Origin of the sequence: Neoroseomonas marina (genome assembly GCF_012927745.1) — a bacterium.
Classification (GTDB): Bacteria; Pseudomonadota; Alphaproteobacteria; order Acetobacterales; family Acetobacteraceae; genus Neoroseomonas; species Neoroseomonas marina.
The window spans coordinates 403302-429577 of sequence record NZ_JABBKX010000001.1 but is presented as its reverse complement, the minus strand read 5'-3'; the positions used below and the strand labels follow the sequence as shown (position 1 = coordinate 429577).

At 70.5% G+C, this 26276-nt stretch carries 32 protein-coding genes; 20 read left to right on the top strand and 12 right to left on the bottom strand.

The window, feature by feature from the left end; translation table 11 throughout:
* Positions 1–55: 55 nt before the first annotated feature.
* Both GWK16_RS02060 and GWK16_RS02055 read right to left on the bottom strand, forming a co-directional pair.
* Entirely contained in the window at positions 56–676 is a 621-nt protein-coding gene (locus GWK16_RS02060; RefSeq protein ID WP_170052303.1) for a 2-dehydro-3-deoxy-6-phosphogalactonate aldolase, read from the bottom strand.
* Positions 673–1554, bottom strand: coding sequence for a 2-dehydro-3-deoxygalactonokinase (locus GWK16_RS02055; protein WP_170052302.1), 882 nt, complete (start codon positions 1552–1554; stop codon positions 673–675). Before GWK16_RS02055 ends, GWK16_RS02060 begins: the two co-directional genes overlap by 4 nt.
* Before the next feature lie 129 nt (positions 1555–1683).
* Here GWK16_RS02055 and GWK16_RS02050 point away from each other — a divergent pair, with 129 nt between their 5' ends.
* Entirely contained in the window at positions 1684–2880 is a 1197-nt protein-coding gene (locus tag GWK16_RS02050) for a lactonase family protein (protein WP_170052301.1), read from the top strand.
* An 87-nt stretch (positions 2881–2967) separates the two neighbouring features.
* Here GWK16_RS02050 and GWK16_RS02045 read toward each other — a convergent pair whose 3' ends face one another.
* The 5 genes from GWK16_RS02045 to GWK16_RS02025 form a co-directional block, all read right to left on the bottom strand.
* On the bottom strand, positions 2968–3405 hold the full coding sequence (locus tag GWK16_RS02045) for a GNAT family N-acetyltransferase (RefSeq protein WP_170052300.1): 438 nt from the start codon (positions 3403–3405) through the stop codon (positions 2968–2970).
* Positions 3406–3412: 7 nt separating this feature from the next.
* Positions 3413–4126, bottom strand: a complete 714-nt coding sequence (locus GWK16_RS02040; RefSeq protein ID WP_170052860.1) for a maleate cis-trans isomerase family protein — start codon at positions 4124–4126, stop codon at positions 3413–3415.
* Positions 4127–4128: 2 nt separating this feature from the next.
* Entirely contained in the window at positions 4129–4962 is an 834-nt protein-coding gene (locus GWK16_RS02035) for an ABC transporter permease (protein ID WP_170052299.1), read from the bottom strand.
* A complete protein-coding gene (locus GWK16_RS02030; RefSeq protein ID WP_211187027.1) occupies positions 4952–5767 on the bottom strand; it encodes an ABC transporter ATP-binding protein in 816 nt (271 codons plus the stop codon). The genes GWK16_RS02035 and GWK16_RS02030 overlap by 11 nt, the downstream gene beginning before the upstream one ends.
* A gap of 179 nt (positions 5768–5946) precedes the next feature.
* Complete coding sequence (locus tag GWK16_RS02025) at positions 5947–6969, bottom strand: ABC transporter substrate-binding protein (protein ID WP_170052298.1); 1023 nt, start codon at positions 6967–6969, stop codon at positions 5947–5949.
* 207 nt (positions 6970–7176) lie between these two features.
* Here GWK16_RS02025 and GWK16_RS02020 point away from each other — a divergent pair, with 207 nt between their 5' ends.
* From GWK16_RS02020 to GWK16_RS01980, 9 genes are all read left to right on the top strand, one after another.
* Positions 7177–7536, top strand: a complete 360-nt coding sequence (locus tag GWK16_RS02020) for a hypothetical protein (protein WP_170052297.1) — start codon at positions 7177–7179, stop codon at positions 7534–7536.
* Between the two features lie 68 nt (positions 7537–7604).
* Positions 7605–8807: a pyridoxal phosphate-dependent aminotransferase gene (locus GWK16_RS02015; protein ID WP_170052296.1), complete on the top strand. Its 1203-nt coding sequence runs from the start codon at positions 7605–7607 to the stop codon at positions 8805–8807.
* Entirely contained in the window at positions 8804–9265 is a 462-nt protein-coding gene (locus GWK16_RS02010) for a GNAT family N-acetyltransferase (RefSeq protein WP_170052295.1), read from the top strand. Before GWK16_RS02015 ends, GWK16_RS02010 begins: the two co-directional genes overlap by 4 nt.
* 46 nt (positions 9266–9311) lie before the next feature.
* Entirely contained in the window at positions 9312–10514 is a 1203-nt protein-coding gene (locus GWK16_RS02005; protein ID WP_170052294.1) for a pyridoxal phosphate-dependent aminotransferase, read from the top strand.
* A gap of 49 nt (positions 10515–10563) precedes the next feature.
* Complete coding sequence (locus GWK16_RS02000; RefSeq protein ID WP_170052293.1) at positions 10564–11562, top strand: GNAT family N-acetyltransferase; 999 nt, start codon at positions 10564–10566, stop codon at positions 11560–11562.
* A gap of 15 nt (positions 11563–11577) precedes the next feature.
* Positions 11578–12102 carry a DinB family protein gene (locus GWK16_RS01995; protein WP_170052292.1) on the top strand — a complete coding sequence of 175 codons (525 nt, stop codon included), beginning with the start codon at positions 11578–11580 and terminating at the stop codon, positions 12100–12102.
* Positions 12099–13241: a SpoIIE family protein phosphatase gene (locus tag GWK16_RS01990; protein ID WP_170052291.1), complete on the top strand. Its 1143-nt coding sequence runs from the start codon at positions 12099–12101 to the stop codon at positions 13239–13241. The genes GWK16_RS01995 and GWK16_RS01990 overlap by 4 nt, the downstream gene beginning before the upstream one ends.
* A gap of 65 nt (positions 13242–13306) precedes the next feature.
* A complete protein-coding gene (locus GWK16_RS01985) occupies positions 13307–13648 on the top strand; it encodes an STAS domain-containing protein (RefSeq protein WP_170052290.1) in 342 nt (113 codons plus the stop codon).
* Complete coding sequence (locus GWK16_RS01980; protein ID WP_170052289.1) at positions 13645–14100, top strand: ATP-binding protein; 456 nt, start codon at positions 13645–13647, stop codon at positions 14098–14100. The genes GWK16_RS01985 and GWK16_RS01980 overlap by 4 nt, the downstream gene beginning before the upstream one ends.
* Here GWK16_RS01980 and GWK16_RS01975 read toward each other — a convergent pair.
* Both GWK16_RS01975 and GWK16_RS01970 read right to left on the bottom strand, forming a co-directional pair.
* Positions 14090–14974: an alpha/beta fold hydrolase gene (locus GWK16_RS01975; RefSeq protein WP_170052288.1), complete on the bottom strand. Its 885-nt coding sequence runs from the start codon at positions 14972–14974 to the stop codon at positions 14090–14092. The two genes, GWK16_RS01980 and GWK16_RS01975, sit on opposite strands and share 11 nt — an antisense overlap.
* A gap of 48 nt (positions 14975–15022) precedes the next feature.
* Entirely contained in the window at positions 15023–15451 is a 429-nt protein-coding gene (locus GWK16_RS01970; RefSeq protein WP_170052287.1) for a cupin domain-containing protein, read from the bottom strand.
* A 60-nt stretch (positions 15452–15511) separates the two neighbouring features.
* Here GWK16_RS01970 and GWK16_RS01965 point away from each other — a divergent pair, with 60 nt between their 5' ends.
* The 4 genes from GWK16_RS01965 to GWK16_RS01950 all read left to right on the top strand — a co-directional run bounded on the left by GWK16_RS01965 (position 15512) and on the right by GWK16_RS01950 (position 18138).
* On the top strand, positions 15512–15979 hold the full coding sequence (locus GWK16_RS01965; RefSeq protein ID WP_170052286.1) for a MarR family winged helix-turn-helix transcriptional regulator: 468 nt from the start codon (positions 15512–15514) through the stop codon (positions 15977–15979).
* Positions 15980–16040: 61 nt separating this feature from the next.
* Complete coding sequence (locus GWK16_RS01960; RefSeq protein ID WP_168041031.1) at positions 16041–16439, top strand: carboxymuconolactone decarboxylase family protein; 399 nt, start codon at positions 16041–16043, stop codon at positions 16437–16439.
* Positions 16439–17347 carry an NAD(P)-dependent oxidoreductase gene (locus GWK16_RS01955; RefSeq protein ID WP_170052285.1) on the top strand — a complete coding sequence of 303 codons (909 nt, stop codon included), beginning with the start codon at positions 16439–16441 and terminating at the stop codon, positions 17345–17347. Before GWK16_RS01960 ends, GWK16_RS01955 begins: the two co-directional genes overlap by 1 nt.
* A complete protein-coding gene (locus tag GWK16_RS01950) occupies positions 17344–18138 on the top strand; it encodes an N-acyl homoserine lactonase family protein (RefSeq protein WP_170052284.1) in 795 nt (264 codons plus the stop codon). The genes GWK16_RS01955 and GWK16_RS01950 overlap by 4 nt, the downstream gene beginning before the upstream one ends.
* A gap of 132 nt (positions 18139–18270) precedes the next feature.
* On the opposite strand, the gene GWK16_RS01945 is transcribed toward GWK16_RS01950, so the two are convergent.
* Positions 18271–18594, bottom strand: a complete 324-nt coding sequence (locus GWK16_RS01945) for a multidrug DMT transporter permease (protein WP_170052283.1) — start codon at positions 18592–18594, stop codon at positions 18271–18273.
* Positions 18595–18657: 63 nt separating this feature from the next.
* Here GWK16_RS01945 and GWK16_RS01940 point away from each other — a divergent pair, with 63 nt between their 5' ends.
* From GWK16_RS01940 to infC, 4 genes are all read left to right on the top strand, one after another.
* Positions 18658–19794 (top strand): glycosyltransferase, encoded by a 1137-nt coding sequence (locus tag GWK16_RS01940; RefSeq protein WP_170052282.1) that lies wholly within the window; start codon positions 18658–18660, stop codon positions 19792–19794.
* On the top strand, positions 19794–20699 hold the full coding sequence (locus GWK16_RS01935; protein ID WP_211187024.1) for a glycosyltransferase family 9 protein: 906 nt from the start codon (positions 19794–19796) through the stop codon (positions 20697–20699). The genes GWK16_RS01940 and GWK16_RS01935 overlap by 1 nt, the downstream gene beginning before the upstream one ends.
* A 61-nt stretch (positions 20700–20760) precedes the next feature.
* The gene (thrS, locus tag GWK16_RS01930) at positions 20761–22704 is read left to right on the top strand and encodes a threonine--tRNA ligase (RefSeq protein WP_170052280.1); all 1944 of its coding nucleotides are present in this window, start codon (positions 20761–20763) and stop codon (positions 22702–22704) included.
* A 68-nt stretch (positions 22705–22772) separates the two neighbouring features.
* A complete protein-coding gene (infC, locus tag GWK16_RS01925) occupies positions 22773–23300 on the top strand; it encodes a translation initiation factor IF-3 (RefSeq protein WP_168041037.1) in 528 nt (175 codons plus the stop codon).
* Positions 23301–23327: 27 nt separating this feature from the next.
* On the opposite strand, the gene GWK16_RS01920 is transcribed toward infC, so the two are convergent.
* Both GWK16_RS01920 and GWK16_RS01915 read right to left on the bottom strand, forming a co-directional pair.
* Positions 23328–23723, bottom strand: a complete 396-nt coding sequence (locus GWK16_RS01920) for a DUF1801 domain-containing protein (RefSeq protein ID WP_170052279.1) — start codon at positions 23721–23723, stop codon at positions 23328–23330.
* Positions 23720–24163 (bottom strand): DUF1801 domain-containing protein, encoded by a 444-nt coding sequence (locus GWK16_RS01915; RefSeq protein WP_170052278.1) that lies wholly within the window; start codon positions 24161–24163, stop codon positions 23720–23722. The genes GWK16_RS01920 and GWK16_RS01915 overlap by 4 nt, the downstream gene beginning before the upstream one ends.
* A gap of 323 nt (positions 24164–24486) precedes the next feature.
* Between GWK16_RS01915 and ffh the strand changes: the two genes are divergently transcribed.
* Both ffh and rpsP read left to right on the top strand, forming a co-directional pair.
* Positions 24487–25872, top strand: a complete 1386-nt coding sequence (gene ffh, locus GWK16_RS01910; protein WP_170052277.1) for a signal recognition particle protein — start codon at positions 24487–24489, stop codon at positions 25870–25872.
* Between the two features lie 23 nt (positions 25873–25895).
* Positions 25896–26231, top strand: coding sequence for a 30S ribosomal protein S16 (gene rpsP, locus GWK16_RS01905; RefSeq protein WP_170052276.1), 336 nt, complete (start codon positions 25896–25898; stop codon positions 26229–26231).
* The last annotated feature ends 45 nt before the right edge of the window (positions 26232–26276 follow it).

Here is a 26276-nt window from a genome sequence, read left to right as displayed (position 1 = left end):
TCGTTTCCCCTGTGAAGCCCGGCCGGGACTGGCGTGCCCGGCTTGCGGACAAGCATCACCCCAGACCGAGGGCGCTGCGCAAGGCCCTTGCCTTCGCGCCGACCGCGGCCGGGCTGTCGCCGGGCGCATAGAGCGAGGAGCCGACCCCGAAGCCCGCCGCGCCGGCCGCCTTCCACGCCGGGATGGTCTCGGCCGACATCCCACCGACCGGCAGGATCGCAGTGCCGCGAGGCAGCACGGCGAGCAACGCCTTCACCACGGCAGGCGATACGGCCTCGGCCGGGAACAGCTTCAGCGCGTCGGCGCCTGCGGCAAGCAGGGCGAAGGCCTCGGCCGGGGTCATGAAGCCCGGGCAGGCGATGAGGCCGCGCGCCCGCGCGGCGCGGACCAGGTCCGGGTCGCAATGCGGCGTGACCATCAGCTTCGCGCCGGCGCGCACGATGGCCGCGACCTCGTCCTCGGTCGTCACGGTGCCGGCGCCGACCAGGGCGCGCTCGGCGAAGGCGGAATGCAGGCGGCGGATGCTCTCGAGCGGCCGGGGGGAATTGAGCGGCACCTCGATGATGTTCAGCCCCTCATGGATCAGGGCGGAGGCGATCGCCTCCACCTCCTCCGGCTGGACGCCGCGCAGGATGGCGACGATGGGGCAGGCATCGAGCCAGGGGGCGAGGCTCATGGCAGGCGCTCCGCGATCAGGGAGAGGCCGCGCGCGGCGGCATCGGGGCCGGCGGCCCGGTGGGGCACGCCGAAGGCATCGAGCGCCGCGGCGTAGCGCGCCGTCAGCGCATCCGATCCGATCAGCACGATGGGCGGGGCGACGCCGTCCTCGAGCGCGGCTGCGACCTCGTGGCCGATGAGCAGGCCCGAGAGGAAGGAGGCGGCCTCGGCTTCCGCGATCTCCCCGAACAGGGAGGCGGCGCGCAGGCCGAACAGGTGGTGCAGCAGGCCGCCGCCCTGCTTCGCCCGCGCGACGCCGCGGGCGAAGGCACCGGCATGGTCCGGCGCGGCCGGGTCCATCATGCGGGCGAGGATCGTATGGCCGGAGAGTGCGGCGAAGGCCTCTCCGGTGAAATGAGTCGTGAAACCCGTCACGCGCCCCCCGGCGAGGCGCGCCCATTTCGAGTGGCTGCCGGGCAGGCAGGCGGTGGCCTCGGCCTCCCCCGCGGCGATGGCGCCAAGCAGTTGCGTCTCTTCCCCGCGCATCACCTCCGGCACGCCGTGGCGGTCGCGGCAGGACAGGCCCGGCAACAGGCGGACGTCGGCGCCGTCGAAGGGAACGCGGATGGCCGCTGCGGCGAGGCCGTCGAGGCCGGCGGGGCAGGGGAGGTAGGGCGCCTCGACCCAGCCCTGGCGGCTGCCGACCATGCCGCACATCAGGACCTGGGTTTCGCCATCCGCGATCCAGCCGCCCGCGACGGCCCGCAGCGCGTCGGGGAACCCGCCGGGTGGCACGGTGAGAATGCCGCCGGCGGTGTCGCGGCGATCGGCGATGCCTCCGTCCGCCGCGAAGCGATAGGCCCTCAGGCTCGAAGTTCCCCAGTCAATGCCGATCACCTGCGCGCCCTCCGCCCTGGTCGCAGGGGATGCCAAAGCCCGTGGGCGCACGCAACCGTGCGCTTGCACCCCTTGCATCGCAGGTGGAACATCCGAGGGCTGGGACGAAAACGGGAGGATATGCCGAAGATGAGGTCCAAGCTGCTCGGTGGCGGCGCGTTGGTGCTTGCCCTGGCGATATCCCTGCCGGCGACGGCGCAGATCGCCGTCTCCGGCAATGACAACAAGCGGCGCCTGGAAAATGCACAGGCCGCGTTCGTGCCGAATGCGCCGGCCGACACGGCGACCATCATCGATCTGTCGGGCCGCGCGCCCAGGGTGCTCGGCGAGGTGGCGCTGTCGCATTCGGTCGTCGGCCCGCCCATGTCCGTCGCCGTCACGCCGGATGAGCGCTATGCGATCGTGACATCGGCGGAGCGCGCCGATCCGGCGGATCCGACCAAGGCGGTGCCGGACAACCGCGTGCAAGTCATCGATCTCCGCGCGACGCCGCCCCGGGTGACGCAGACGGTCGAAGCCGGCGCCGGGCCGTCGGGTGTCTCGGTCAACCGGGCGGGCAACCTGGTGCTTGTGGCGAACCGCAACGCCGGGACGGTCAGCGTCTTCCGCCTGGCGAACGGGTCGCTCACGCCGCTGTCCACCGTCACGATCGGCAGCGCGACCTCATCTCCCGCGCATGTCCAGTTCACGCCCGATGGTCGGCGGGCCCTGGTCACCCGGGACGATGCGGCGGGGTCCTTCGTCTCCGTGCTGAATGTCGAGGGTGAGACGGTCACCAAGACCAACCGTGACATCACGGTCGGCATCCGGCCTTACGGCATGGGCATCACGCCGGATGGGCGCTGGGCCGCGGTGGCGAATATCGGGCGCGGCAGCGGCGATGCCGACACCATCACGCTGATCAATCTGCAGCGCGAGCCATTCCTTGCGACCGAAACCGTCTCGGTCGGCGCGACGCCGGAGGGGATCCAGGTCAGCCCGGACAACCGGCATGTCGCGGTGACGATCCACAACGGGTCCGCCCGGCTGCAGAGCGACCCCCTGCGCGGTCGGGCGCAGTTGGTCATGCTGCGGATCGACAATGGCCGGCTGCGTGAGGTGGCGCGGGCGCCGGTGGGTGACTGGGCGCAGGGGATCGCCTTCTCGCGCGATGGCAAGACGATCCTGGTGCAGAACATGGCGGACCGTAACATCGCGGTCTTCCGCTTCGACGACGGCCGGCTGCGGGATACCGGGCAGCGCATCCCGGTGAATGGTGGGCCGGCGGCGATCCGTACCGCTGATGTACCACCGGCACCGCCCCCGCCGGCCCGCCCGCGCGGATAGGCATGACGTCCGATCGGCCCGCATCGGCCGATCGGATCGTGATCTCCGGGATCGATTGCTCGTCCCGGCGGACAGCGATGCCGCGCGCTAGAGGGATCTGCTCAGCAGCCATTCGCCGCGCGGCGTCTCCCGGCCCAGTTCCGTGAAGCCATGCGCGAGGTAGAAGCCGAGCGGGCTGGCCGGACCGCGCACGACGCTCGTCTCGACCGTCGAGAAGCCCTCGGATCTCAGGTGCCGCAAGGCGAGTTCCAGCGCTGTCCAGCCATGACCGCGAGCCTGGTGGGCACGGTCGATCATGAAGCGCCAGAGGATCGCCGTCCCTGGCGTGGCGGCGGGGCGCCACTGCACGAAGCCGATCGGCTGCTGACCGAGGTAGACGGCGCGAAACGCCGCGCCGGGCTCGAAATGCGCCTGGGCGATCGACAGCGCGTTCGACGCGACATAGCCCTTCTGGTCGTCATGCACCTCGAGCGCGCAGACCGCGCGCACCGTGTCCTTCGTGACCTCGCGCAGTTCGACGGTCATGCGGGTGTCAGGCGAGACCTGCGAGGGGGCCGAGGCCGGCCACGCGCGACGCATCCGCGCCTGCCGCCCTCAATGCCCCCCACAGCGCGACGGCGACGGAATCGAGCACCGGCACCTCGGTCACCGCCGCGGCGGCCTTCAGCCCACGGAAATTCGTGCAGTGGATGGCGATGGCGTCGCAGCCTTCGGCCGCGACCTCCCGCACCAGGCGCGTGACGAGAGCGTCGTCGTGGTCCGCGAAGGAGTAGTTGCCCGGATCCTCGAGGTGCCGTTCGCCGACCGTCTCGAAACCCACCGCACGGAGATTGGCGAGGATTGCCGCCTGCACGCTGCCCAGATAGGGCGTGACCAGCCCGATCCGCCGGGCGCCGAGCGCCGTCAGCGCGTCGTGCAGCGCGAGCGTCGCGGTGGTCGCGGGGATGCCGGTCGCGGCGGTGATCGCGTCGCACACCGCGCGGTCCGCTTCGAGCCCGAGCCATGACCCGGACGTGCCGTTCCAGCAGATCGCGTGGACCTTGGCGTCGGCCAGCATCTCCGCCGCCGCGACCATGGGGGCGACGTCGAACTGTCCCGTCGATCCGCCCTCCAGCGTGATGGACAGCACCCGCAGGCGCTGGAAATGCGCGCTGACCTGCGGCACGCCGGCGAGCAGCCCATAGGTCGCCGGTTCCAGGACCGTGTTCGACGACGGCGTCAGCATGCCGAGGCGGACGGCCTGCATCGTCACCCCCCCATCGCGAGGCGCGGGTCGTTCTGCCCCCGCGTGGCCCAGCCGGTCGTGCGTTCCTCGATGGTCACGGCGACCCAGTACATCAGCACGCCCATGATGCCCGTCACGATCAGCCCTGCGAAGACCAGCGGCACGTCGAAGCGGGAGGAGGCGACGAGCATCAGGTGCCCGATGCCCTCGTTCGCCGCCACCGTCTCGCTGATGATCGACCCCACGAAGGCGACGGTGATCGCAACCTTCAGCGAGGCGAAGAAGTAGGGCATCGCCCGCGGCAGCCCGACCTTGGCGATGATGTCGCGGGAACTGGCGCCCAGCGCGCGCAGCACGTCGCGCAGCTCGGGCTCCACCGTCGCGATGCCGGTCGCGACGTTCACCACGATCGGGAAGAAGGAGATCAGGAAGGCGGTCAGCACCGCCGGCCAGAAGCCCGCGCCGAACCAGATCACCAGGATCGGCACCACCGCGACCTTGGGGACCGAGTTGAAGGCGATCAGCAGCGGATAGAGCCCGCGATAGACCAGCACCGAGGACCCCACCGCGACGCCGAGCGCCAGGCCGAAGACCACCGCCATCATGAAGCCGACGAAGGTCGTGACCAGCGTCGCCCAGGCATTGGTCAGCAGCGGCTGCCACCACTTCACCATGCTCTCCGCGATCAGGGACGGCGCGGGCAGGATGAAGGGCGGGATGGAGAACAGACGGCAGGCCGCTTCCCAGACCAGGAACATGCCGGCGATGACGAGCCAGGGCAGGGCGGCCTCGAGCCGCCGGCGGCGGCGCGCGGCCTCGGCCAGCGCCTCGGCGCTGCGGGGGGCGTCAGCGGGCATCGGCGACCTCTCCCTTGCGGGCCTCGGAGATCCGGTCGCGCAGTTCGTGGACGATGGCCTGGAACTCGGCCTCGTAGGTCTGGTCGAGCCGGCGCGGGCGCGGATAGGGGATGTGCCGCTCCGCGATGATGCGGCCCGGTCGCGCCGACATGATCAGCACGCGGTCGGCCAGGTAGACCGCTTCCTTCAGGTCGTGGGTGACCAGGATGACGGTCGGCTTCTTCGCCATCCACACCGCCTGCATCACGTCCCACAGATCCTCCCGCGTGAAGACGTCGAGCGCGCCGAAGGGCTCGTCCAGCATCAGCAGGCGCGGGTCATGGATCAGCGCGCGGCACAGGGATGCGCGCTGCTGCATCCCGCCCGACAACTGCCAGGGGAACTTCGCCTCGAACCCCGCGAGGCCCACCAGGCGCAGCAGGTCGCGGGTCTTCGCCACATACTCCGCGCGCTGCGCCCGCAGCTGGCGCCGGTGCGGCTGCACCACCTCGAGCGGCAGCATCACGTTGGCCTGGATGGTCCGCCAGGGGAGCAGCGTCGGGTTCTGGAAGGCCATGCCGGCGATGGACAGCGGGCCCGAGACCTCCCGCCCGGCGACGATCACCGTGCCCTCCGTCGGCGGCCAGAGGCCGGTGACCAGGCGCATCAGCGTCGACTTCCCGCAGCCCGAAGGGCCGACCACGGCGACGAATTCGCCATCGGCGACATCGAGCGTGGCATGGCGCAGGGCGAGCGTGCCCTCGACACCGCCATAGCGCATGGCGACGTCGTGGATCTGGACGAAGGGCGGGGGATGGGCGGTCATGCGTCCGTCCTAGGCACGTGGCGTGCCGCGAAGGGCAGGGGGGAGAAGGGAACTTCTCCCCCCTGCACCCCCCTCAACCTTTTCTGGAACTCGGCGCCGGCCGCGGCGGTCAGTTCCCAAAGGCCAAAGAAGGTTGAGGGGGGCACGGGGGGAGAAGTTCCCTTCTCCCCCCACCTCTCTCAGATGCGCCGCGCCTCGACCGGCGGCAGGAAGTCCGGCGTGTAGATCTGCGCCGCCTGCAGCCGCGGCGGCAGGTTGTAGGCTTCCTCCACCGCCCGGATGCCGGTCTGCATGCGGCCCATGTCGACCGCCGAGATGCCGTTCGCACGGACATTGTCGGTCAGGATGACGCGCTCGAGGTTCATCTGGTGGCGTTCGCGCTCGATCGCGACGTCCGTCAGCGGCTCGACCCGCTTCAGCACGTCGAGCATCTCCTGCCCGTTGCGGATGGTGTCGATGAAGCCCTTCATCAGCGCGGCCGTCACGCCGCGGACGGCGGCGGGATTGCGCTCGAGGAAGGCGCGCGTCGTCAGGATCGCGCCGCCGTACAGGTTCAGCCCGTGGTCGTAGTACATCATGATCCGCTGCTGCGGGATGTCGAGGCCGATGCCCTTCAGCGACAGCGCCGAGGTGGTGACGAAGCCCGTCACGCCGTCGGCTTCGCGGCGGACCAGCATGGGTTCGCGCAGCTGCGGCGTGACCGACAGGAAGGTGACCTTCGACGCATCGATCCCCGCGGCCTTGGCGAAGGCGGGAAACAGCTGCCGGCCGGCATCGAAGTCCGGCGCGGCCAGGCGCTTGCCTTCGAGGTCCTTGGGCGTGCGGATCGGCCCGTCGGCGCGCACGATGGCGCAGAGCGGGCTGCGGTCGTGCAGCAGGGCGACGGCGACGATGCCGCGGTCCGGGTTTTCCGCCATGAAGCGGATCGCCGGGTTCAGGTCGGCGTAGCCCATGTCGTAGGACCCGCCGGCGAGGGCGACCGGTACGCCGCCCGACCCCTGACCGCGATCGACCGTCACCTCGAGCCCGGCCTCGCGGAAATAGCCCTTCTCCCGGGCCACAAGGGCGAAGGCGTTGGGGGCCTGGAAGGCCCAGTCGAGGGTGAAGCGCACGCGCGTCGCCTGGGCACGCGCGACGGCAGGCGCGGCGACGAGGCCGCCGGCGGCGAGCAGCGCGGCGCGGCGTGAAAGCCCGACATTCATCCGGTTCGTCTCCCTTTGCGCCGGTCCGGTCCGGCCATCGGGCTCTGTCTGGGGCATGACCCGGCGCGCGCGCAAGCGGCGCGAGGGGCGGGAGCGCACGGTCCAGGTCCTGCTCTGCCCAGGGAATGGGCGGGTCTGCCCGCGCTACGGGCGGCGGGCCGGCGTTTCGGCCGTGATCCTGCCATGGGGAGGCGGCATGGTGCGCGGATGCGTCCCGCCGCCGCCCTGCTGCTTCTGCTCGTCGCCTGCGCCGAGCGCTGGGAGCGCCCCGGCGCCACCGAGGCCGAATCGGAAGCCGCGCTCGCGATCTGCACCGGGGAGGCCGCCCGCCAGGTGCCGCCCGCCATGGCCTGGACCATGGTCGCGCCGGGATCCTGGATCCCGGGGGAACAGCGCTGCTGGACCCAGAACAACCGGACCGAATGCGTCCGGTCACCGCCCCGCTTCATCCCCCCGCGCTACGACTGGGTGGACCTGGCGGCCGGCCAGCGGCGGGCGGTGCGGAACGCCTGCATGGCCGAGGGCGGATGGACCTATGAGGGGCTGCGGCCGCTGAGGTTGCAGTAGGCGGGTTGCTGGCGGGGGAGGGCGGGATTACCGTCCCGACATCCCGCAAAAACTCTTCCGGTACCGCCATGAACCTGATCGCCGACCGCCTGAACCGCATCTCGCCGTCCCTGACCATCGCCATGACGGCAAAGGCGCGCGCGCTGAAGGCCGCGGGCAAGGACGTCATCGGACTGTCGTCCGGCGAGCCGGACTTCGACACGCCCCGCAACGTGAAGGACGCGGCGATCGCGGCGATCGAGCGCGGCGAGACGAAGTACACCGACGTCGCCGGCACGCCCGCGCTGCGCAAGGCGGTGTGCGAGAAGTTCAAGCGCGACAGCGGCCTGGACTACAAGCCCGAGGAGATCATCATCGCCACCGGCGGCAAGCAGGTGATCTTCGACGCGCTGGTCGCGACGATCAATCCGGGCGACGAGGCGATCATCCCCGCGCCGTGCTGGGTGTCGTATCCGGACATCGTGCAGCTCGCCGAAGGCACGCCGGTGATCGTGCAGTGCGGCCAGAACGCCGGGTTCAAGATGACCGGCGAGCAGCTCGAGGCCGCGATCACGCCCAAGACCAAGTGGCTGATCCTGAACAACCCCTGCAACCCGACCGGCGCGGCCTACAACGCCGAGGAACTGAAGAAGATCACCGACGTGCTGATGAAGCACCCGCATGTCTGGGTCTTCACCGACGACATCTACGAGAAGCTGAACTACGACGGCTTCAAGCCGGCCACGATCCTCGAGGTCGAGCCGCGCCTGCGCGACCGCACCGTGACGATGAACGGCTGCTCCAAGGCCTATGCGATGACGGGCTGGCGCATCGGCTTCGCCGGCGCGCCGGTGCACCTGATCAAGGCGATGGACAAGCTGCAGGGGCAGTCGACGTCCAACACCTCCTCCGTCTCCCAGGCCGCCGCCATCGAGGCGCTGACCGGCCCGCAGGAGAGCATCGAGGAGATGCGCAAGGTCTATGAGCGCCGCCGCAACATGGTGGTGGAGATGCTGAACCAGGCCCCGGGCCTGCGCTGCCACAAGCCGGAGGGCGCCTTCTACGTGTTCCCCGACATGCGCGGCTGCATCGGCAAGACCACGGCCGGCGGCAGGAAGATCGGGACGGACGAGGACTTCACTATCGCCCTGCTCGAGGAAGCGGGCGTCGCCACGGTGCACGGCGCGGCCTTCCTCTCGCCGGGGCATTTCCGCATCTCCTACGCCACCTCGGACGAGGCGCTGCGCGAGGCCTGCACGCGGATCCAGAAGTTCTGCGCCGGGATGAAGTGAGCGGGGCGTTCACGCTCCGGCCGGTCGCGGAGGCGGATTTCGAGCCGCTTCTCGACCTGTCCATCCGCGTCCTGCGCGAGGACCTCGAGCGCGTCGTCCGCTTCGACCCGGAGCGGCGGCGCAGCCGGATGCGGGCCGGCTTCGATCCCGCGATGCTGTCGGCGATCGAGGTCGACGGCCGTCTCGCCGGCTGCATCGCCGCCGTGCCGGCCGAGGACCACGTCGAGGTCCATTCCTTCTACCTCGAGCCCTGGGCCCAGGGCCGGGGCCTCGGCGCCGCGGTCTTCGCCGCCGTGCTTGCGGCCCATCCCGACCTTCCGGTGCGGATCGAGGTGCTGAAGGGCGCCTCCGTCCACCGTTTCTGGGAGAAGCAGGGCTTCGTCCGGACCGGGGAGCAGTCCTTCGACTGGCTCTATGAGCGTCCGGCCGGCCTTGGCGCGGTCTCATCGCCGGCCTAGTTTCGCCATCGCTATTTTCCCCCTCACAGGGACAGAGAGAGAAGAAATGCCAGCCCTTGCCGCCCGCATGAACGAGGTCTCCATCTCCGCTTCCGTCGTGATGACGATGAAGGGGCGCGAACTGGCGGCGAAGGGGATCAAGGTGATCAGCCTGGCCTCCGGCGAGCCCGACTTCCCCTCGCCGCCGCATGCGATCGAGGCGGCGCACAAGGCGGCGCTGGCCGGCGACACCAAGTATCCGCCGCAGGACGGCACCAGGCAGCTCAAGGAAGCGGTGCAGCGCAAGTTCAAGCGCGACAACAACATCGACTACGCGCTCGACGAGATCATGGTCGCCAATGGCGGCAAGCAGTGCATCTACAACGCCTTCATGGCGACGGTGGATCCGGGCGACGAGGTGGTGATCCCCGCCCCCTACTGGATCTCCTACGCCGACATGGCGAAGGTCGCCGGCGGCAAGCCGGTGCTGGTGTCCTGCCCGCAGAACAACGGCTTCAAGCTGCGGCCCGAGGACCTCGACGCCGCCATCACGCCCAAGACCAAGTGGGTGATGCTGAACTTCCCGAACAACCCGACGGGTGCGGCCTGCTCGCGCGACGAGATGAAGGCGATCGCCGAGGTGCTGAAGAAGCACCCGCATGTCTGGGTCATGACCGACGACATGTACGAGCACCTCGTCTACGACGGCTTCGAGTTCTGCACGATCGCCGAGGTCGCGCCCGAGCTGAAGAACCGCACGCTCACGGTCAACGGCGCCTCCAAGACCTATGCCATGACCGGCTGGCGCGTCGGCTTCTGCGGCGGGCCGAAGGAGCTGATCAAGGCCATGATCAACATGCAGGGCCAGGCGACCTCGGGCATCTCGACGATCTCGCAGGCCGCGGCGGCGGCGGCGCTCGACGGCCCGCAGGATCTCGTGAAGGAACGCGCGGCGATCTACAAGCAGCGCCGCGACCTGGTGGTCGACATGCTGAACCAGGCCCCGGGCATCGCCTGCCACAAGCCCGAGGGCGCGTTCTACGTGTTCCCCAACATCGCGGGCTGCCTCGGCAAGACGACCAAGGCGGGCAAGAAGATCGAGAACGACACCGACTTCGCGATCGCGCTGCTCGAGGAGAAGCACGTCGCGGCGGTGCAGGGCGCGGCCTACGGCATGTCGCCCTATCTGCGCATCTCCTACGCGACGGACACCGAGAGCCTGCGCGAGGCGTGCAGCCGCATCCAGGAGTTCTGCAAGGAACTCTCGTGACCGCATCGCGCGGGCACCGCGCGCAGCAGGCATCGGGGGTCTGACGCCGATGTCTCCCATCGAGCTGCGCGAGGGGCGGGACAGCGACGCCGAGGGCTTCATCGCCCTCATCGGCGCCTGCTGGGGCGAGTATCCCGGCTGCCTCCTCGACGTGGACGGGGAGGTGCCGGAACTGCGCGCCCTCGCGACCTATTTCCGCGACCAGGGCGGCACGCTCTGGACCGCGGAGCGCGCGGGGCGCGTCATCGGCATGGTGGGGACGCGTCCGCTCAAGGAAGACGCGGCCTGGGAGATCTGCCGGATGTATGTCGATGCCGGGGCGCGCGGCGCCGGCCTCGCCGGCGACCTCCTCCGCACCGCGGAAGCGCATGCGCGCGCATCGGGCGCGCAGCGGATGGTGCTCTGGACCGATACGCGGTTCACGCGCGCGCACGGCTTCTACGAGAAGCACGGCTATGTCCGGCAGGGCTCGATCCGGATCCTCGACGACATCTCCCACTCGTTGGAATTCCGCTACGCCAAGCCCGCGGCGGGCCTGGTGGTCGAGGCGCTGGACGCCGCCGCGGCAGCAAGCGCGGAACGGCGCCTCGCGGACCTGCTGGTCGACTGCGTCGCCGAGGGCGCCTCGCTCGAGTACCTTCCGCCCTTGTCGCGCGACCGGGCGACGGCCTTCTGGAAGGCGGGTTCTGCCGCGGTCGCGGCGGGCAGCCGCGTGCTGCTCGCGGCCTGGCTCGACGGGCGGCTCGCCGGGACCGTGACGCTGGAACTCGTCGGCTCCGAGAACCAGCCCCATGTCGCCGGCATCCAGAAACTCATGGTCGACCCTGCGGCGCGCCGTGCCGGCATCGGCCGCGCCCTGCTGCGCCGCGCCGAACAGGCCGCGCGGGCGCATGGCCGGCGCCTTGCGATGCTGGACACCCGGCGCGGCAGCGCGGCCGAGGCGCTCTACCGCGCCGAGGGCTGGACCGAACTCGGCGCCATCCCCGGTTTCGAAATGGACGGCGACCGCCGCCCGCAGGACACGGTATTCTTCTGGAAGGCGCTCTGACACCAGGGGTGGCGGATGAACGGCCCGGACTGGAGCCGCATGATGGCGGCCTACAACACCGAGATGAACCGCCGCCTCTATGCGGCGGCCGACGGGCTGCCGGATGAGGTGCGGCGCGCGGATGGCGGCGCCTTCTGGTCCTCGGTGCACGGGACGCTGAGCCACATCCTCTGGGGCGACACCACCTGGATGAGCCGCTTCGACGATTGGCCGAAGCCGCCCGTCCCCCAGAAGGACAGCCCCCGGATGATCGAGGATTGGGGCGCCCTGCGATCCGCCCGCGCCGCGGCCGACGCGCGCATCGAGGACTGGGCCGGGCGGCTGACCGCCGAGCGCCTCGCCGCGCCGCTCACCTGGTTCTCAGGCGCGTCGGGCAGGGAGATGTCGCTGCCGCTCTGGGTCGCGGTGACGCATTTTTTCAATCACCAGACGCATCACCGGGGCCAGGCCCACGCGCTCATCACGCGCGCCGGGGCGGCGACCGGCGATACCGACCTTCCCTGGGTGGTGGATCTCGCCGCCCTGCGGATCGCGCCGTGAACGAGGACGCCACCGGGCGCCACGCGTCCGATTCCGACCGCACGCTGCTGCGTCGCCTTGCCCCCGCCACGGCCGAGGAGGACCCGCTCCTCCATCTGCTCGAGGTCGAGCCCGCCGAGGGCGTGCCGCCGCAGCGCATCCAGCTCGGTCCCGCGCCGCTGATGATCGGCCGCACGGCGCAGAACGGGCTGGTGCTGCCGTCGCCCGACGTCTCGCGCAGCCATTGCGTCCTGGTGCTCGAGGACGATGCGGTGATCGTGACCGACCTCGGCTCGACCAACGGGACGCTGGTCGATGGGCGGGTGACGGGCGGGCCGACGCGGCTGATGTCCGGCAGCCGGCTGCGCCTGGGTCCCTTCACGCTGGTCTATCGCAGCGGCCGGGCGTCCGACATGGCCCGGGTCGATGAGGTCGAGCGCGACCTGGCGCGCGCGGGACGCTACGTCGCCGCGCTGCTGCCGCCGCCGATCCTCGAGGGCCGCATCCGCGCCGACTGGCGCTTCGAGCCTTCGGCGCGCATCGGCGGCGACGGCTTCGGCTATGGCTGGCTCGACGAGGACCGCTTCGCGGTGTGGCTGCTCGACGTCGCGGGGCATGGCGCGGGATCGGCACTGCTCGCCGCCTCGGCGATGAACACGCTGCGGGAGCACGGGCTGCCGGACGTGGACTTCGCCGATCCGGTCGCAGTGATGGAAGCGCTCAACGCCCGGTTCCAGATGGACCGTCATGGCGGGCTGTTCTTCTCCCTGTGGTACGGCGTCTGCGACGTGGCCGCCTCGCGCCTCGTCTTCGGCTGCGCCGGCCAGCATCCGGCCTTTCTGCTGCTGCCGGGCGTCCCGACGCCGGCGCCGCTGCACGTCAAGGCGCCGGCCATCGGCGTGACGCCCGACTGGCCGTACCGCCAGGCGGAGGCGGAGTTGCCGCCCGGATCGCGCCTGCACCTGTTCAGCGATGGAGCCTTCGAGCTGACCGCCCCGGATGGCCGGGAACTGGGGCTGGCGGATTTCCTGCCCCATCTCCTCGCGCCGGAAGGAAACGCCTTGCCCGACCCTGAGCGCCTGCTGCGGACGGTCCGTGACCTGGCTCGCCCCGGCCCGCTTGACGATGACGTATCGATTCTGACACTCGACATTTCGTGAGCGGCGTTCGCCGGCGCCGGACCTAGGCGGCCGCATGCAACGGCCGGCCCAATGGAGGATGACGGATGGATCTGGTCGTGACCGAGGACGGCGCCCCGGCGCTGCGCATCGCGCTCAGCGGGCGCCTCGACGCCGCGGGTGCCGAGAAGATCGAGGCGGAGTTCGCCAACCGGATCGCCAAGGCCGGCCGGGGCGTCATCGTCGACATGTCGGGCGTGTCCTTCGTCGGCTCCCTCGGCATCCGGCTGCTGATCTCGAATTCCCGCAGCGCCCAGCGCGCGGGCCATCGGGTCGTCCTGTGCGGCGTGCAGCCCGCTGTTGCGGAGGTCTTCGCGACGGTCGCGCTGGATGAGCTCATCCCGACAGTGGCCGACGAGGCCGCGGCGCTCGCCCTCCTGGCGGCATGACGTCCGGCGCCGGCGATGAACGCACGCTCAGCCTGACGCTGCGCGGATCGCCGGCGGAGGAAGTCTCGCGGGCCCAGTCGGCCGTGTCGGAATTCCTCGGCCGCCACGGCGAGGGACCCGCGGCGATCTCGCGGGCGGAGCTGCTGCTCGAGGAAGTCGCGCTCAACGTGCTGCGCCACGGCTTCGATGCGCCGGACACGCCCGAGGTCTCGATCCGCCTGGCGCGCGAGCCGGCGGGCTGGGCCTTCGACTTCGAGGATCGCGGCCGCCCCTTCGATCCGACCACCGCGCCCCTGCCGCCGCCCGCGCCTTCACTGGCCGAGGCGAAGGTGGGCGGCTTCGGCCTGCCGCTGATCCGCCGCATCGCGCAGTCGCTGCGCTACGAGCGGACCGAGGACGGGCGGAACCTGTTCCGCCTCGTCCTGCCGCCGTCGGACCCGCTCAGGTCCTGAGGAAGCCGTCCAGCCGGGCGAGGACGACTTCCGGCGCCTCCTCGGCCAGGTAGTGGCCGGAGGGGACATCGCCGGTCTCGAGCGGACCGGACGCATAGTCCTTCCAGATCGCCGGCGCGTCGTACCATTTCGGGATGCTGCCCTTGGCCCCCCACAGCGCGAGCAGCGGGCAGCGCACCTTCTCCCCGGCGGCGCGGGAGGCGCGGTCGTGCTCGAGGTCGATCGTCGTCGCGGCGCGGTAGTCCTCGCAGATCGCCTCGATGGTGCCGGGCTCGTGCAAGGCGGCGAGGTAGTCGGCGCGCGCCTCGGGGTGGAAGAAGTCGGCCGGCTTGGGCTCGCGCGAGGTGTGGAAGTCGAACCACGGCTCGATGTCGGCGCGGATCATGTTTTCCGGCCCGGGGTGCCGCTGGGCGAGGAAGAACCAGTGCCAGTAGCCCATGGCGAAGGCCATGTCGGTGCGGTCGAAATGCGCGAGCGTCGGGATGATGTCCATGGTGCAGAGCCGCTCGACCGCGTCCGCGTGGTCGAGCGCCATGCGGTGCGCGACCCGCGCGCCACGATCGTGGGACACCACCTGGAAGCGGTCGTGGCCGAAGGATTTCATCAGCGCGACCATGTCGGCGGCCATCGACCGCTTGGCATAGGCCGCGTGGTCGGCGCTCACGGGCGGCTTGGCGGAGAAGCCATAGCCGGTGATGTCGGGGCAGTAGACCGTGAAACGCCGCGCCAGCACGGGCGCGACCCTGTGCCACATCGCATGGGTCTGGGGATTGCCATGCAGCAGCAGCAGCGGCGGGCCTTCCCCGCCGCGGCGAAGGCGGAAGCGCTTGCCGTTCGCCTCGTGGAATTCGAGCGTGAAGCCGTCGAAGAACATGGGACCGGATCCTCCGGCCCCGAGCATCGCACGGAGATGCGCCCCCCGTCAGGCCGGGACCAGGCCGTGGCGCAGCATCACCGTCTTCATCTGCGCGGCATCGGGCGGGCCGGGGCGGCTGACGATCTCGGCCATCTCCTCGAAGTAGCGGCGGCCGATGGTGCCGGGCGCGATGACGATCATCGCGCGGGCCGTGCCGTCGTGCAGGTTGGCGTGGTGGTGGACCTTGCCGCGCGGGACGAAGACGACCTCGCCCGGGCGGACCTCGTGCGCCACGCCATCCAGCGTCGTCGTCATGGTGCCCTCGAGGCCATAGACGATCTCGTCGCAGGCCTCGTGGAAATGCGGCACCGGGACGCGCGCCTTCTCGGGCACCACGAACTCGAACATCACCACGTCGCCGGCCCCGTCCGTCTCGTCGACATGGAAGCGGAGCTCGAGGGCGCCGATGCGGACGATGCGAGGTTGAGGTTCCATGGCGGGCCTCCCGTGAGTAAAGTCTCTTTACGAATTGGAACGTAAAAAGTCTTTACGAACATGTCAACGACGAATGCGCCCCCGATCCCCGATGGCCCGCCCTATGTCGGCGCCCTGCTGCGCATGTGCCTGCAGATCGTGCGCAGCCGCATGCAGGACGCCGCGCGCGAGGCCGGCTTCACCGACCTGCAGGACGCCCATTGGGCCATGATCACCTATCCGGTGGCGTCGGGCGTTCGTCCGTCGGAGCTTGCGCGGCGGGCGCGCATCTCGCGCCAGGCGGCGAACCACCTGATCGCGCAGCTCGAATCCCTCGGCTACTTCGAGCGGCGCAGCCCGGCGGCCGCAGCGCGTCGCCTGGTGTTCCTCACGCCGCGCGGCGAGGCCCTCGCGGCCACGATCCATGACTGCCTGCGCAAGGTCCATGCCGAATGGGCCCATGAGGTCGGAGCGGACCGTTTCGCGACCTTGCTCGACGTGCTGCGCATCCTCGCGCGGCCCGAGGATGCGGCCGCCCCGGCCCGTTGACCGGCCCTGCCTGACGGGCCAGCGTGCCGCCCTCACCAATTCCCCGAGGGAGGGATGCCAGATGTCCGATGATGCCGCCCTGTTCGACAAGGGCCTGCCGATCCGCCGCGCCGTGTTGGGTGCGGAATACGTCGATGCCTCGATGGCGAAGGCCGACGACTTCATGATGGCCTTCCAGCGCGCGACCACCGCCTGGGCCTGGGGCTGGGCCTGGGGCGACCCGACGCTGGACCGCAAGACGCGCTCGCTGCTGAACCTCGCGATGCTGACCGCGCTGGGGAAGATCCCCGAGGTGAAGCTGCACGTGAAGGGCGCGCTGAACAACGGCATCACGGTCGACGAGATCAAGGCGACGCTGCTGCACGCCACCGCCTATTGCGGCATCCCTGCCGGCCTCGACGCCTTCAAGGCGGCGCATGAGGTTCTGGTGGCCGAAGGCGCGCTGCCGGGGAAGAAGTGATGGCCGCGGCGATCAAGCGCGTCGCCTTCCTCGGCATCGGGAACATGGGTTGGCCGATGGCGGCCAACCTGGTGAAGGCGGGCTTCGAGGTCACCGTCGCCGACGTGGTGCCGGGCCGCGCGGACGCCTTCGCCGCCGAGACCGGCGGCAAGGCCGCGGCGAGCCCCGCCGAGGCGGCGAAGGGTGCCGATTGCGTCATCACCATCGTCCCGACCTCGAAGCAGGTGGCCGAGGCGGTGGAGGCGGTGGGGCCGGCGCTGGCGAAGGGCATGCTCGTCATCGACATGACCTCCGGCCAGCCGGGCCGCACGCGGGAGATCGCGGCGGGCCTCGCGGCCAAGGGTGTCGCGATGATCGACTGCCCGGTCTCGGGCGGCGTGCCGCGAGCCAAGACCGGGCAGCTCGCCATCATGGCGGGCGGTGACGAGGCGGATCTGGACCGCGCCGAGCCGGTGCTGAAGGCGATGGGCACCTCCATCCACCGCTGCGGGCCGATCGGCGCCGGGCAGGCGATGAAGGCGCTGAACAACCTGGTCTCGGCCGGCGGCTACCTGATCGGCATCGAGGCGCTGCTGATCGGCCAGCGCTTCGGCCTCGACCCGGCGAAGATGGTCGACGTGCTGAACGCCAGCACGGGGATGAACAACTCGACCCAGAAGAAGTTCAAGGAATACGTGCTGTCGCGGCGCTTCGACGCGGGCTTCGGACTCGACCTGATGGTCAAGGACCTGTCCATCGCGCTGGAAGTGGGCCGCGAGACCACGACGCCGACGCCCTTCGCGGCGCTGTGCCGCGAGATGTGGGCCTCGGCCGCCGCGCTGCTCGGGCCCGGTGCGGATCACACCGCCGTCGCCAAGCTGTCCGAACAGCTGTCCGGCACGGTGCTTGGGGGGAACGTGGAAAAATGACCTGGGAAGCCTACGCCATCCGATACGGGCGGCACGAGCGCACGGCGCAGACCAACCACCTGCTGCCGCTGGCCGACCCGCATGAGGCGATGCCGCTCGACTACTTCGTGTGGCTGCTGCGCGGGCCCGGCGGGCGGGAGATCGTGGTCGACACCGGCTTCGATGCCGAATTGGCCACGAAGCGCGGGCGGAAGCTGTCGCGCTCGGTCGCCGACTGCCTGACGGCGATGGGCACCGACCCGGCCAATGTGCAGGACGTGATCATCACGCATCTGCACTACGACCATGCGGGCAGCCTCGGCATCTTCCCCAAGGCGCGGTTCCACCTGCAGGAACGCGAGATGCACTTCGCCGTCGGCCGGCACATGTGCGTCCACGCCATCCGCATGCCCTTCGAGGCCGACCACGTCGTCTCGATGGTTCGCGCCGTCTATGCCGACCGTGTGGAATTCCACGACGGCGATGCCGAGGTCGCGCCGGGCGTGACCGTGCACCGCGTCGGCGGCCATTCGGACGGGCTGCAGATGGTCCGCGTCGAGACGGCGCGCGGGCCGGTGGTGCTCGCCTCGGACGCCATGCACTTCTACGCCAATGCGTTGAGCGGGAATCCCTTCCCGATCATCTTCGACCTCGGCGCCATGGCGGCGGGGTGGCGCACGGCGAAGAAGCTGGCGGGCGGGGACGACAGCCGCGTCATCCCCGGCCACGATCCGAAGGTGCGGGACAGGTTCCCGGCCGTGGACGGGGCGGACCGCGAGGTCGTCGCCCTGCACCTGCCGCCGATCGCGTGATGGTGTGCGCACGAAGGCTTTGCCTTTGTGCCCCTCAGACGCCGGGCGCCGCGCATCCGCGCGGCTTGGCTTCGCGGCACTCGCCGCGGGCCGCCTTCGCGGCCTCGGCCCTGCGGGCCGCAGGTTCGGGCTTCAGAAGAAGACGGTCGATCCGGCCACCAGCCCGGTGGCGCACAGCATCAGCGACAGGCCCGGCCAGGTGCGCATCGGGCCCCGCATCGCCACCAGCGCATTCACGCCCAGCGACGCCATGATTCCGGCCAGCGGCTGGGACCAGTGCAGTTCGCGGAAGCCCCAGATGATCAGGGCGATCCACATGACCAGCGCCGCGCGCGCCGACCAGCGCCAGGTGATGTCCGCCCCGGCCGAGGCGGGGCGCATCTCCGGCGCCTCGCAGCGGCTGTGAATGAAGCTGCCGGCCGAAAGCAGCATCATCGCGAGGAAATAGACGGACATGCCGCTCACTTGCGTCAGCGCCGGGTTCGGCGCAAGACCCGCCGGCCCGTCGCCCGACCGCCCGTGAACACGCCCCCCGCACCCCCCGCCGTCCTGCAGGTCCTGCCGAGCCTCGTCTCGGGCGGGGTGGAGCGCGGCACGCTCGAGATCGCCGAGGCGCTGATCGCCGCCGGCTTCCGCGCTTTCGTCGCCTCGGCCGGCGGCCAGATGGTCGCCCCGCTCGAGGCACTGGGCGCGCGGCACGTGACGCTGCCGCTCGACACCAAGTCGCCCGCGGGCATCTGGCGCAATGCCGGCGCGCTCGCCGAACTGGTGCGGGCCGAGGGGATCGGCATCCTGCATGCCCGGTCCCGTGCCCCGGCCTGGTCGGCGCTGATCGCCGCGCGGCGCACCGGCGCGCGCTTCGTCACGACCTACCACGGCACCTACAACGAGGGATTTCCGGGCAAGCGGCTCTACAATTCCGTCATGGCGCGCGGCGACCGCGTCATCGCCATCAGCGAGTTCATCGCCGGCATCGTGCGGGACCGCCACCACGTCCCGGCCGACCGGCTGCGGGTGATCCTGCGTGGCATCGACGAACGTCTGTTCGATCCCGCCCGGGTCTCGGCGGACCGCGTCGCCGCCCTGCGCGCCGCCTGGGCCGTGCCGCAGGACCGGCCGGTCGTCATGCTTCCCGGGCGCATCACGCGCTGGAAGGGACAGGGCGTGCTGGTCGAGGCCATGGCACGCCTGCCCGGCGATGCCGTCGCGCTGCTGGTCGGCGATTCCGGCGCCAAGGCAGGCTTCCGCGAGGAACTCGAGGCCCGCATCGCCACGCTTGGCCTGCGCGATCGCGTGCGCCTCGTCGGCCACGGCGCCGACATGCCGGCGGCGCTGCTGCTGGCCGACGTGATGGTCCATGCCTCCACGGATGCGGAGGCCTTCGGCCGCACGGTGATCGAGGCCCAGGCGATGGAACGCGTGGTGGTCGCGAGCGACCTCGGCGGCCCGCGCGAGACGGTGGAGGACGGCGTCACCGGCTTCCGCGTGCCGCCCGGCGATCCGGCGGCGCTCGCCGCGGCGCTCACCCGCGTGTTGGCGATGCCGGCAGACGAGCGCGCCGCCATGGGCGCGCGGGCGCGGGCGGCCGTGCTCGCCCGCTGCACGACGGCGCGGATGGCCGCGGCGACGCTCGCGGTCTACCGGGAACTCCTGTGATGCGGATCCTGGTCATCAAGCTCGGGGCGCTGGGCGATTTCGCGCAGGCCTTCGGACCCTTCGCAGCGATCCGGGCGCATCATCCCGGTGCGCGCATCACCCTGCTGACGACCAGGCCCTACGCGCCGCTCGCGCGCATGGCCCCCTGGTTCGACGAGGTGTGGGAGGACGGGCGGCCGTCCTGGACCGATATCCCGGCCGTGCTTCGCCTGACCCGCAGGCTGCGCGCGGCCCGCTTCGACCGGGTCTATGACCTGCAGACCTCGGCGCGCTCCTCCCGCTACCGGCTGATGGTCGGCATCCGGGCGGAGTGGTCCGGGATCGCGCGCGGCGCCTCCCATCCCCATGCGAACCCGAACCGCGACTTCATCCACACGGTGGAGCGCCAAAGGGACCAGCTGGAGATGGCGGGCATCCGGGACTTCCCGGAACCGGACCTGTCCTGGCTCGACGCCGACATCGCCCGCTTCGGCCTGCCCGAGCGCTTCGCGCTGGTGGTGCCGGGGGCCTCGCCGGGCCGGCCGGCCAAGCGCTGGCCGGCGGACCGCTTCGGCGCGTTGGCGGACGGCTTCGGCATCCCGGCTGTGGTGATCGGTGGGCCGGTCGAAGCGCCGCTGGCGGCGACCATCCTTGCGGCCGCGCCCTCGGCCGTGAACCTGACCGGCAAGACTGGCTTCGCCGACATTGCGGCCCTCGCGCGCCGCGCGGCGTTCTGTGTTGGCAACGATACCGGGCCTACCCATCTGATTGCGGCCTGTGGCTGCCCGACCCTCGCCCTGTTCGGGGAGGACAGCGACCCCGCGCTCTGCGCCCCCCGTGGCCCACGGGCCACCTTCCTGCGCCATGTGCCCCTCGCGGGCCTGGAAACGGCCCACGTGGCGGCGGAACTGGCCCGCCTGACTTGACCCCGAAGGGCGCGGTGCCCATGGTCCGCGCCCGTTTTTCACCCAAGGAGATGCCTCCCCGATGCCCGCGATCACCCTGCCCGATGGTTCCGTCCGGTCCTTCGATGGACCGGTGACGGGCACGCAGGTCGCGGCCGCCATCGGGCCGGGCCTGGCCAAGGCCGCGCTCGCCATGCAGGTGGATGGCGCGACCCAGGACCTGGCGCGGACCATCGAGTCCGACGCCGCGGTGCGCTTCATCACGCGCAAGGACCCCGAGGCGCTCGAGCTGATCCGCCACGACGCCGCGCATGTGCTCGCGGAAGCCGTGCAGGAACTGTTCCCCGGCACCCAGGTCACCATCGGCCCGGCGATCGAGAACGGCTTCTATTACGACTTCGCCCGCAACGAGCCCTTCACCCCGGAGGATTTCGGGGCGATCGAGGCCAAGATGCGCGAGATCATCGCGCGCAACGCCGGCTTCGAGCGCATCGTCACCACCCGCCACGAGGCCATCGCGCTCTTCTCCGAGAAGGGCGAGCGCTACAAGGTCGAGCTGATCGAGGCGCTGCCCCAGGGCGAGACCATCACCCTGTACAAGCAGGGCGACTGGATCGATCTCTGCCGCGGTCCGCACATGCGCGGCACCGGCGATGTCGGCACCGCCTTCAAGCTGATGAAGGTGGCCGGCGCGTATTGGCGCGGCGACCACCGCAACGCGATGCTCTCGCGCATCTACGGCACCGCCTGGCGCGACCAGAAGGAGCTCGACGCCTACCTCCATCAGATCGAGGAAGCGGAGAAGCGCGACCATCGCCGGATCGGCAAGGAGATGGGGCTGTTCCATCTCCAGGAAGAGGCCGTCGGCAGCGTCTTCTGGCACCCCAAGGGCTGGCGGCTCTATCGCACCGTCGAGGCCTATATGCGCCGCCGGCTCGACCGCGCCGACTACCAGGAAGTGAAGACCCCGCAGCTGGTGGACCGGAAGCTCTGGGAGGCCTCGGGCCACTGGGAGAAGTTCCGCGAGAACATGTTCATCGCGACGGTGGAGGACGAGGGCGAGAAGGACCGTGTCCTCGCGCTGAAGCCGATGAACTGCCCCTGCCACGTGCAGATCTTCAACCAGGGCCTGCGGTCCTACCGCGAGCTGCCGCTGCGCATGGCCGAGTTCGGTGCCTGCCACCGCTACGAGCCGTCCGGCGCGCTGCACGGCATCATGCGCGTGCGCGCCTTCACCCAGGACGACGCGCACATCTTCTGCTCGGAAGACCAGATCGCCGACGAGACCGTGCGCTTCGTCGAGTTGCTGTCCTCCATCTATCGCGACCTGGGCTTCGCCGAATTCCGCGTGAAGTTCTCCGACCGTCCGGCCAAGCGCGCCGGTTCGGACGAGGTCTGGGACCAGGCCGAGGGCGCGCTGCGCGAGGCCTGCCGCATCGCCGGCGTGGAATACACGCTGAACCCGGGGGAGGGCGCCTTCTATGGCCCGAAGCTGGAATTCGTCCTGCGCGACGCGATCGGCCGCGACTGGCAGTGCGGCACCCTGCAGGTCGACTTCGTCCTGCCCGAGCGGCTCGACGCCGAGTACGTGGCCGAGGACGGCACCCGCAAGCGCCCGGTCATGCTGCACCGCGCCATCCTGGGGTCCTTCGAGCGTTTCCTCGGCATCCTGATCGAGCAGCATGCCGGGCGCTTCCCGCTCTGGCTCGCCCCGGTGCAGGTGGTGGTGACCACCATCGTCTCGGATGCCGACGATTATGCGCGGCAGGTGGCGGCCGCCTTGCAGAAGGCCGGCGTCGCCGTTTCGCTCGACCTGCGGAACGAGAAGATCAACCGCAAGATCGTCGACCATATCGACCAGCGCGTGCCGGTCCTGGCCGTGGTCGGCCGGCGCGAGGCCGAGGAAGGCAATGTCGTGCTGCGACGCCTGCCGGGCCGCGAGCAGGAGACCCTGCCGCTCGCCGAGGCGGTGGCCCGTCTTGCGGCCGAGGCCACGCCCCCCGATCTGACGGTTGCAGCGGCGTGACCGCCGATCCATAAACGCCCCAAATCTGTCCGTCACTTCCACAGGAGACGACCATAGCCCGAGCCCCCATGCCCGCCGCCCAGGCCCCGACCCGCGACGGCCCGCGCATCAACGACGATATCCGCGTCCCGCAGGTGCGCCTGATCGACCAGCACGGCGAGATGCAGGGCGTGATGACCGCCCGCGAGGCGCTGATCCGCGCCTATGACGTCGGCCTGGACCTGGTCGAGATCTCGCCCAACGCGGTGCCGCCTGTCTGCAAGATCCTCGACTACGGCAAGTACAAGTACGAGCAGCAGAAGAAGGCGAACGAGGCGCGGAAGAAGCAGAAGGTCGTCGAGATCAAGGAAATCAAGGTCCGTCCGAACATCGACGACCACGACTACGATGTGAAGATGCGCCAGATGAAGACCTTCATCTCGGAAGGCGACAAGGTGAAGGTGACCCTTCGCTTCCGCGGCCGCGAGATGGCGCACCAGGATCTGGGCGTGAAGGTGCTGGACCGGATCCGGACGGAACTGGCCGAGACGACCAAGGTCGAGCAGTTCCCGCGGCTCGAGAACCGCCAGATGATCATGGTGCTGGCGCCGAAGTAAGGGAGCGGGGAGGGCGGTCCTCCCCCTTCAGCGGCGCGGCTTCTGCGCCGTGTTCAGCGCCACCGCGGCGCGGATCAGGGCCATGAAGGCGGTTTCGTCGATCGCCTCGCCCTCGCGGATATCGATGGCGCGGCGGGTATTCCCCTCCAGGCTGGCATTGAACAGGCCGGCCGGGTCGTCGAGCGCCGCGCCCTTGGCGAAGGTCAGCTTCACGACGGCCTTGTAGGTCTCGCCGGTGCAGATGATGCCGGCGTGTTCGCAGACCGGCACGCCGCGCCATTTCCAGGTCTCGGTCACCTCGGGGTCCGCCATGTGGATCAGGGCGCGGATGCGGGCGAGGGTCCCGCCCCGCCAGTCGGCGAGTTCGGCGATCCTGGCGTCGATCAGTGCCGCGGGCGACTCCATCGGGTTCTCCTTGATCATGGCTCCCAGCCTGGCTGTCGTGCGGCCTGGCGGATCCAGCCGGCCAGGCGGGCTTCGTCGAAGCCGTCTTCCTCGTGGATATGGAAGTAGCGCGTGTTCGGGTCCTTGGAGGCCACGGGCGGCATCGGGTCCAGATCGGCGCCGCGGAAGAAGGCGAGCTTGATGTACTTCGCGAAGCAATGGACACCGAGGAAGAAGCCCTGGCCCTCGACGCCATAGAGGGGGGAGTTCCACTTCACCGCCTTTTGCAGGTTCGGAATGGTGCGGGTGACGAGGGCGTCGAGTTGCCGGCCGATGTCGCTCTTCCAGCCCGGCATGGCGGCGATATAGGCCTGCACGGGGGCATCGCCGTCGCCCTTGGGGATCTGCGGGTTCCCGCCGGAGAGCAGGACGGGTTCGCCCGCGGCCTTTGCCGTCTTGTTGGGCCCATTGCGTGCCATGGCGGTATCTTCCCCCGGACCGGTCACCCGACAAGGACCCCAGGCGGGCCAGGATGGGAACCCACATTGCGGTGACGGGCGCCCAGGTATCGGTTCCCAAAGGTCTTTCGGCCTTTGGCGGGGTGGTCCGGAGGGGCGGCGCCCCTCCGGTTCCGCTTGACCCCGCCCTGTCCGGGTCCTAAACGCCGGTCTCCCCGGTTCGCCCCGAACCGTCGGTCCGGCCCCCTATGGGCTGGGCTCCGCCGCTCCGCGAAGGCTCGCGCAGCGGCGCAAAGCCTTTTGGGGCGGCCGCAACGCGTGTGAAGGACTGAACGGACCGCCCGATGTTCGAGGCATTGTCCAGCAAGCTGAACGGGGTCTTCGACCGGCTGCGCCGCCGCGGCGCGCTGTCGGAGGCCGACGTCACGGAAGCGCTGCGCGAGGTCCGCGTGGCGCTGCTGGAGGCCGACGTCGCGCTGCCGGTGGTCCGCGACCTGGTCAACAAGGTCCGCGAGCGCGCCGTCGGGCAGGAAGTCCTGCGCTCGGTCTCCCCCGCGCAGCAGGTCATCAAGGTCGTCAACGACGCGCTGGTCGAAGCGCTGGGCGGCGGCGCGTCCGATGACGGCAAGCGCGGCATCGACCTGAACGCGCCCGCCCCGGTGCCGATCCTGATGGTCGGCCTGCAGGGCTCGGGCAAGACGACGACCTCGGGCAAGATCGCGCTGCGCCTGCGCACGCGCGAGAAGAAGAAGGTGCTGCTCGCCTCGCTCGACGTGCATCGCCCGGCGGCGCAGCTGCAGCTGCAGACGCTCGCGCAGCAGGCCGAGGTTACCTCGCTCCCGATCGTGCCGGGCCAGACGCCGATCCAGATCGCCGCCCGCGCGATGGATGTGGCGCGGCGCGAGCTCTACGACGTGGTGGTGCTCGACACCGCCGGCCGCCTCGCCATCGACGAGGCGCTGATGGAGGAGGTGGCGCAGGTCAAGCTCGCCACCAACCCGCACGAGACGCTGCTGGTCGTGGACGCCATGACCGGTCAGGACGCGGTGAACACCGCCAAGGCCTTCCACGAGAAGGTCGGCGTCACCGGCATCGTCATGACGCGCATCGACGGCGATGCGCGCGGCGGCGCGGCCCTGTCCATGCGCGCCGTCACCGGGGCGCCGATCAAGCTGCTGGGCGCGGGCGAGAAGCTCGACGCGCTCGAGGACTTCCATCCGGACCGCATCGCGTCGCGCATCCTCGGCATGGGCGACATCGTCTCGCTCGTCGAGAAGGCGGCGGCGACGATCGACCAGGACGAGGCCGAGAAGCTCGCGGCCCGGATGCAGAAGGGCCAGTTCACGCTGGAGGACTACGCCTCCCAGCTGAAGCAGATCGGCAAGATGGGCAGCCTGCAGGGCATCCTCGGGATGCTGCCCGGCGTGGGCAAGATCAAGCAGCAGCTCAACGACGCGAACCTCGACACCTCGATCCTGAAGCGGCAGGCGGCGATCATCTCCTCGATGACGCCGCGCGAGCGCCGCGCGCCGGACCTCATCAAGGCGTCGCGCAAGAAGCGCATCGCCGCGGGGTCGGGCACTTCGGTTCAGGAAGTGAACAAGCTGCTCAAGCAGTTCGACGACATGTCCGCGATGATGAAGCGGATGAACAAGCTCGGCCAGAAGGGGCTGATGCGTGGCGGGCTCGCCGCGTTGCTCCCCGGGGCCGGAAACCGACGACCCTTCTGAAGACCTGACGAAAGGAAGCCTCTATGGGCCTCAAGATCCGCCTTGCCCGCGCCGGTGCGAAGAAGCGCCCGTACTACCACATCGTGGTGGCCGACAGCCGTTCGCCGCGCGACGGCCGCTTCATCGAGGCCGTGGGCTCCTACAACCCGATGCTGCCGGCCGAGCACGCCGAGCGCGTCCGCCTGAAGGACGAGCGCATCTCCCACTGGCTGAGCCAGGGCGCGGTGGCGACCGATCGCGTCGCGAAGTTCCTCGGCAAGGCCGGCCTCGCCCCGATGCCCGCGTTCCGCGAGCAGCCGAAGCAGTCCGCGCCGAAGAAGAAGGCGCAGGAACGCGCCGCGGCCGCCGCGGCGGGCTGACGCAGTCCGCGAACCGGGTGACGTGACGTGGCGGTGAAGCGCGTG

Bases quoted from the DNA above. Each gene is read 5' to 3' on its own strand.
- GWK16_RS02060 (WP_170052303.1), bottom strand. From the start codon at position 676: ATGAGCCTCGCCCCCTGGCTCGATGCCTGCCCCATCGTCGCCATCCTG.
- GWK16_RS02050 (WP_170052301.1), top strand. From the start codon at position 1,684: ATGAGGTCCAAGCTGCTCGGTGGCGGCGCGTTGGTGCTTGCCCTGGCG.
- GWK16_RS02045 (WP_170052300.1), bottom strand. From the start codon at position 3,405: ATGACCGTCGAACTGCGCGAGGTCACGAAGGACACGGTGCGCGCGGTC.
- GWK16_RS02040 (WP_170052860.1), bottom strand. From the start codon at position 4,126: ATGCAGGCCGTCCGCCTCGGCATGCTGACGCCGTCGTCGAACACGGTC.
- GWK16_RS02035 (WP_170052299.1), bottom strand. From the start codon at position 4,962: ATGCCCGCTGACGCCCCCCGCAGCGCCGAGGCGCTGGCCGAGGCCGCG.
- GWK16_RS02030 (WP_211187027.1), bottom strand. From the start codon at position 5,767: ATGACCGCCCATCCCCCGCCCTTCGTCCAGATCCACGACGTCGCCATG.
- GWK16_RS02025 (WP_170052298.1), bottom strand. From the start codon at position 6,969: ATGAATGTCGGGCTTTCACGCCGCGCCGCGCTGCTCGCCGCCGGCGGC.
- GWK16_RS02020 (WP_170052297.1), top strand. From the start codon at position 7,177: ATGCGTCCCGCCGCCGCCCTGCTGCTTCTGCTCGTCGCCTGCGCCGAG.
- GWK16_RS02015 (WP_170052296.1), top strand. From the start codon at position 7,605: ATGAACCTGATCGCCGACCGCCTGAACCGCATCTCGCCGTCCCTGACC.
- GWK16_RS02005 (WP_170052294.1), top strand. From the start codon at position 9,312: ATGCCAGCCCTTGCCGCCCGCATGAACGAGGTCTCCATCTCCGCTTCC.
- GWK16_RS02000 (WP_170052293.1), top strand. From the start codon at position 10,564: ATGTCTCCCATCGAGCTGCGCGAGGGGCGGGACAGCGACGCCGAGGGC.
- GWK16_RS01995 (WP_170052292.1), top strand. From the start codon at position 11,578: ATGAACGGCCCGGACTGGAGCCGCATGATGGCGGCCTACAACACCGAG.
- GWK16_RS01985 (WP_170052290.1), top strand. From the start codon at position 13,307: ATGGATCTGGTCGTGACCGAGGACGGCGCCCCGGCGCTGCGCATCGCG.
- GWK16_RS01980 (WP_170052289.1), top strand. From the start codon at position 13,645: ATGACGTCCGGCGCCGGCGATGAACGCACGCTCAGCCTGACGCTGCGC.
- GWK16_RS01975 (WP_170052288.1), bottom strand. From the start codon at position 14,974: ATGTTCTTCGACGGCTTCACGCTCGAATTCCACGAGGCGAACGGCAAG.
- GWK16_RS01970 (WP_170052287.1), bottom strand. From the start codon at position 15,451: ATGGAACCTCAACCTCGCATCGTCCGCATCGGCGCCCTCGAGCTCCGC.
- GWK16_RS01965 (WP_170052286.1), top strand. From the start codon at position 15,512: ATGTCAACGACGAATGCGCCCCCGATCCCCGATGGCCCGCCCTATGTC.
- GWK16_RS01960 (WP_168041031.1), top strand. From the start codon at position 16,041: ATGTCCGATGATGCCGCCCTGTTCGACAAGGGCCTGCCGATCCGCCGC.
- GWK16_RS01955 (WP_170052285.1), top strand. From the start codon at position 16,439: ATGGCCGCGGCGATCAAGCGCGTCGCCTTCCTCGGCATCGGGAACATG.
- GWK16_RS01950 (WP_170052284.1), top strand. From the start codon at position 17,344: ATGACCTGGGAAGCCTACGCCATCCGATACGGGCGGCACGAGCGCACG.
- GWK16_RS01945 (WP_170052283.1), bottom strand. From the start codon at position 18,594: ATGTCCGTCTATTTCCTCGCGATGATGCTGCTTTCGGCCGGCAGCTTC.
- GWK16_RS01935 (WP_211187024.1), top strand. From the start codon at position 19,794: ATGCGGATCCTGGTCATCAAGCTCGGGGCGCTGGGCGATTTCGCGCAG.
- thrS (WP_170052280.1), top strand. From the start codon at position 20,761: ATGCCCGCGATCACCCTGCCCGATGGTTCCGTCCGGTCCTTCGATGGA.
- infC (WP_168041037.1), top strand. From the start codon at position 22,773: ATGCCCGCCGCCCAGGCCCCGACCCGCGACGGCCCGCGCATCAACGAC.
- GWK16_RS01920 (WP_170052279.1), bottom strand. From the start codon at position 23,723: ATGATCAAGGAGAACCCGATGGAGTCGCCCGCGGCACTGATCGACGCC.
- GWK16_RS01915 (WP_170052278.1), bottom strand. From the start codon at position 24,163: ATGGCACGCAATGGGCCCAACAAGACGGCAAAGGCCGCGGGCGAACCC.
- ffh (WP_170052277.1), top strand. From the start codon at position 24,487: ATGTTCGAGGCATTGTCCAGCAAGCTGAACGGGGTCTTCGACCGGCTG.
- rpsP (WP_170052276.1), top strand. From the start codon at position 25,896: ATGGGCCTCAAGATCCGCCTTGCCCGCGCCGGTGCGAAGAAGCGCCCG.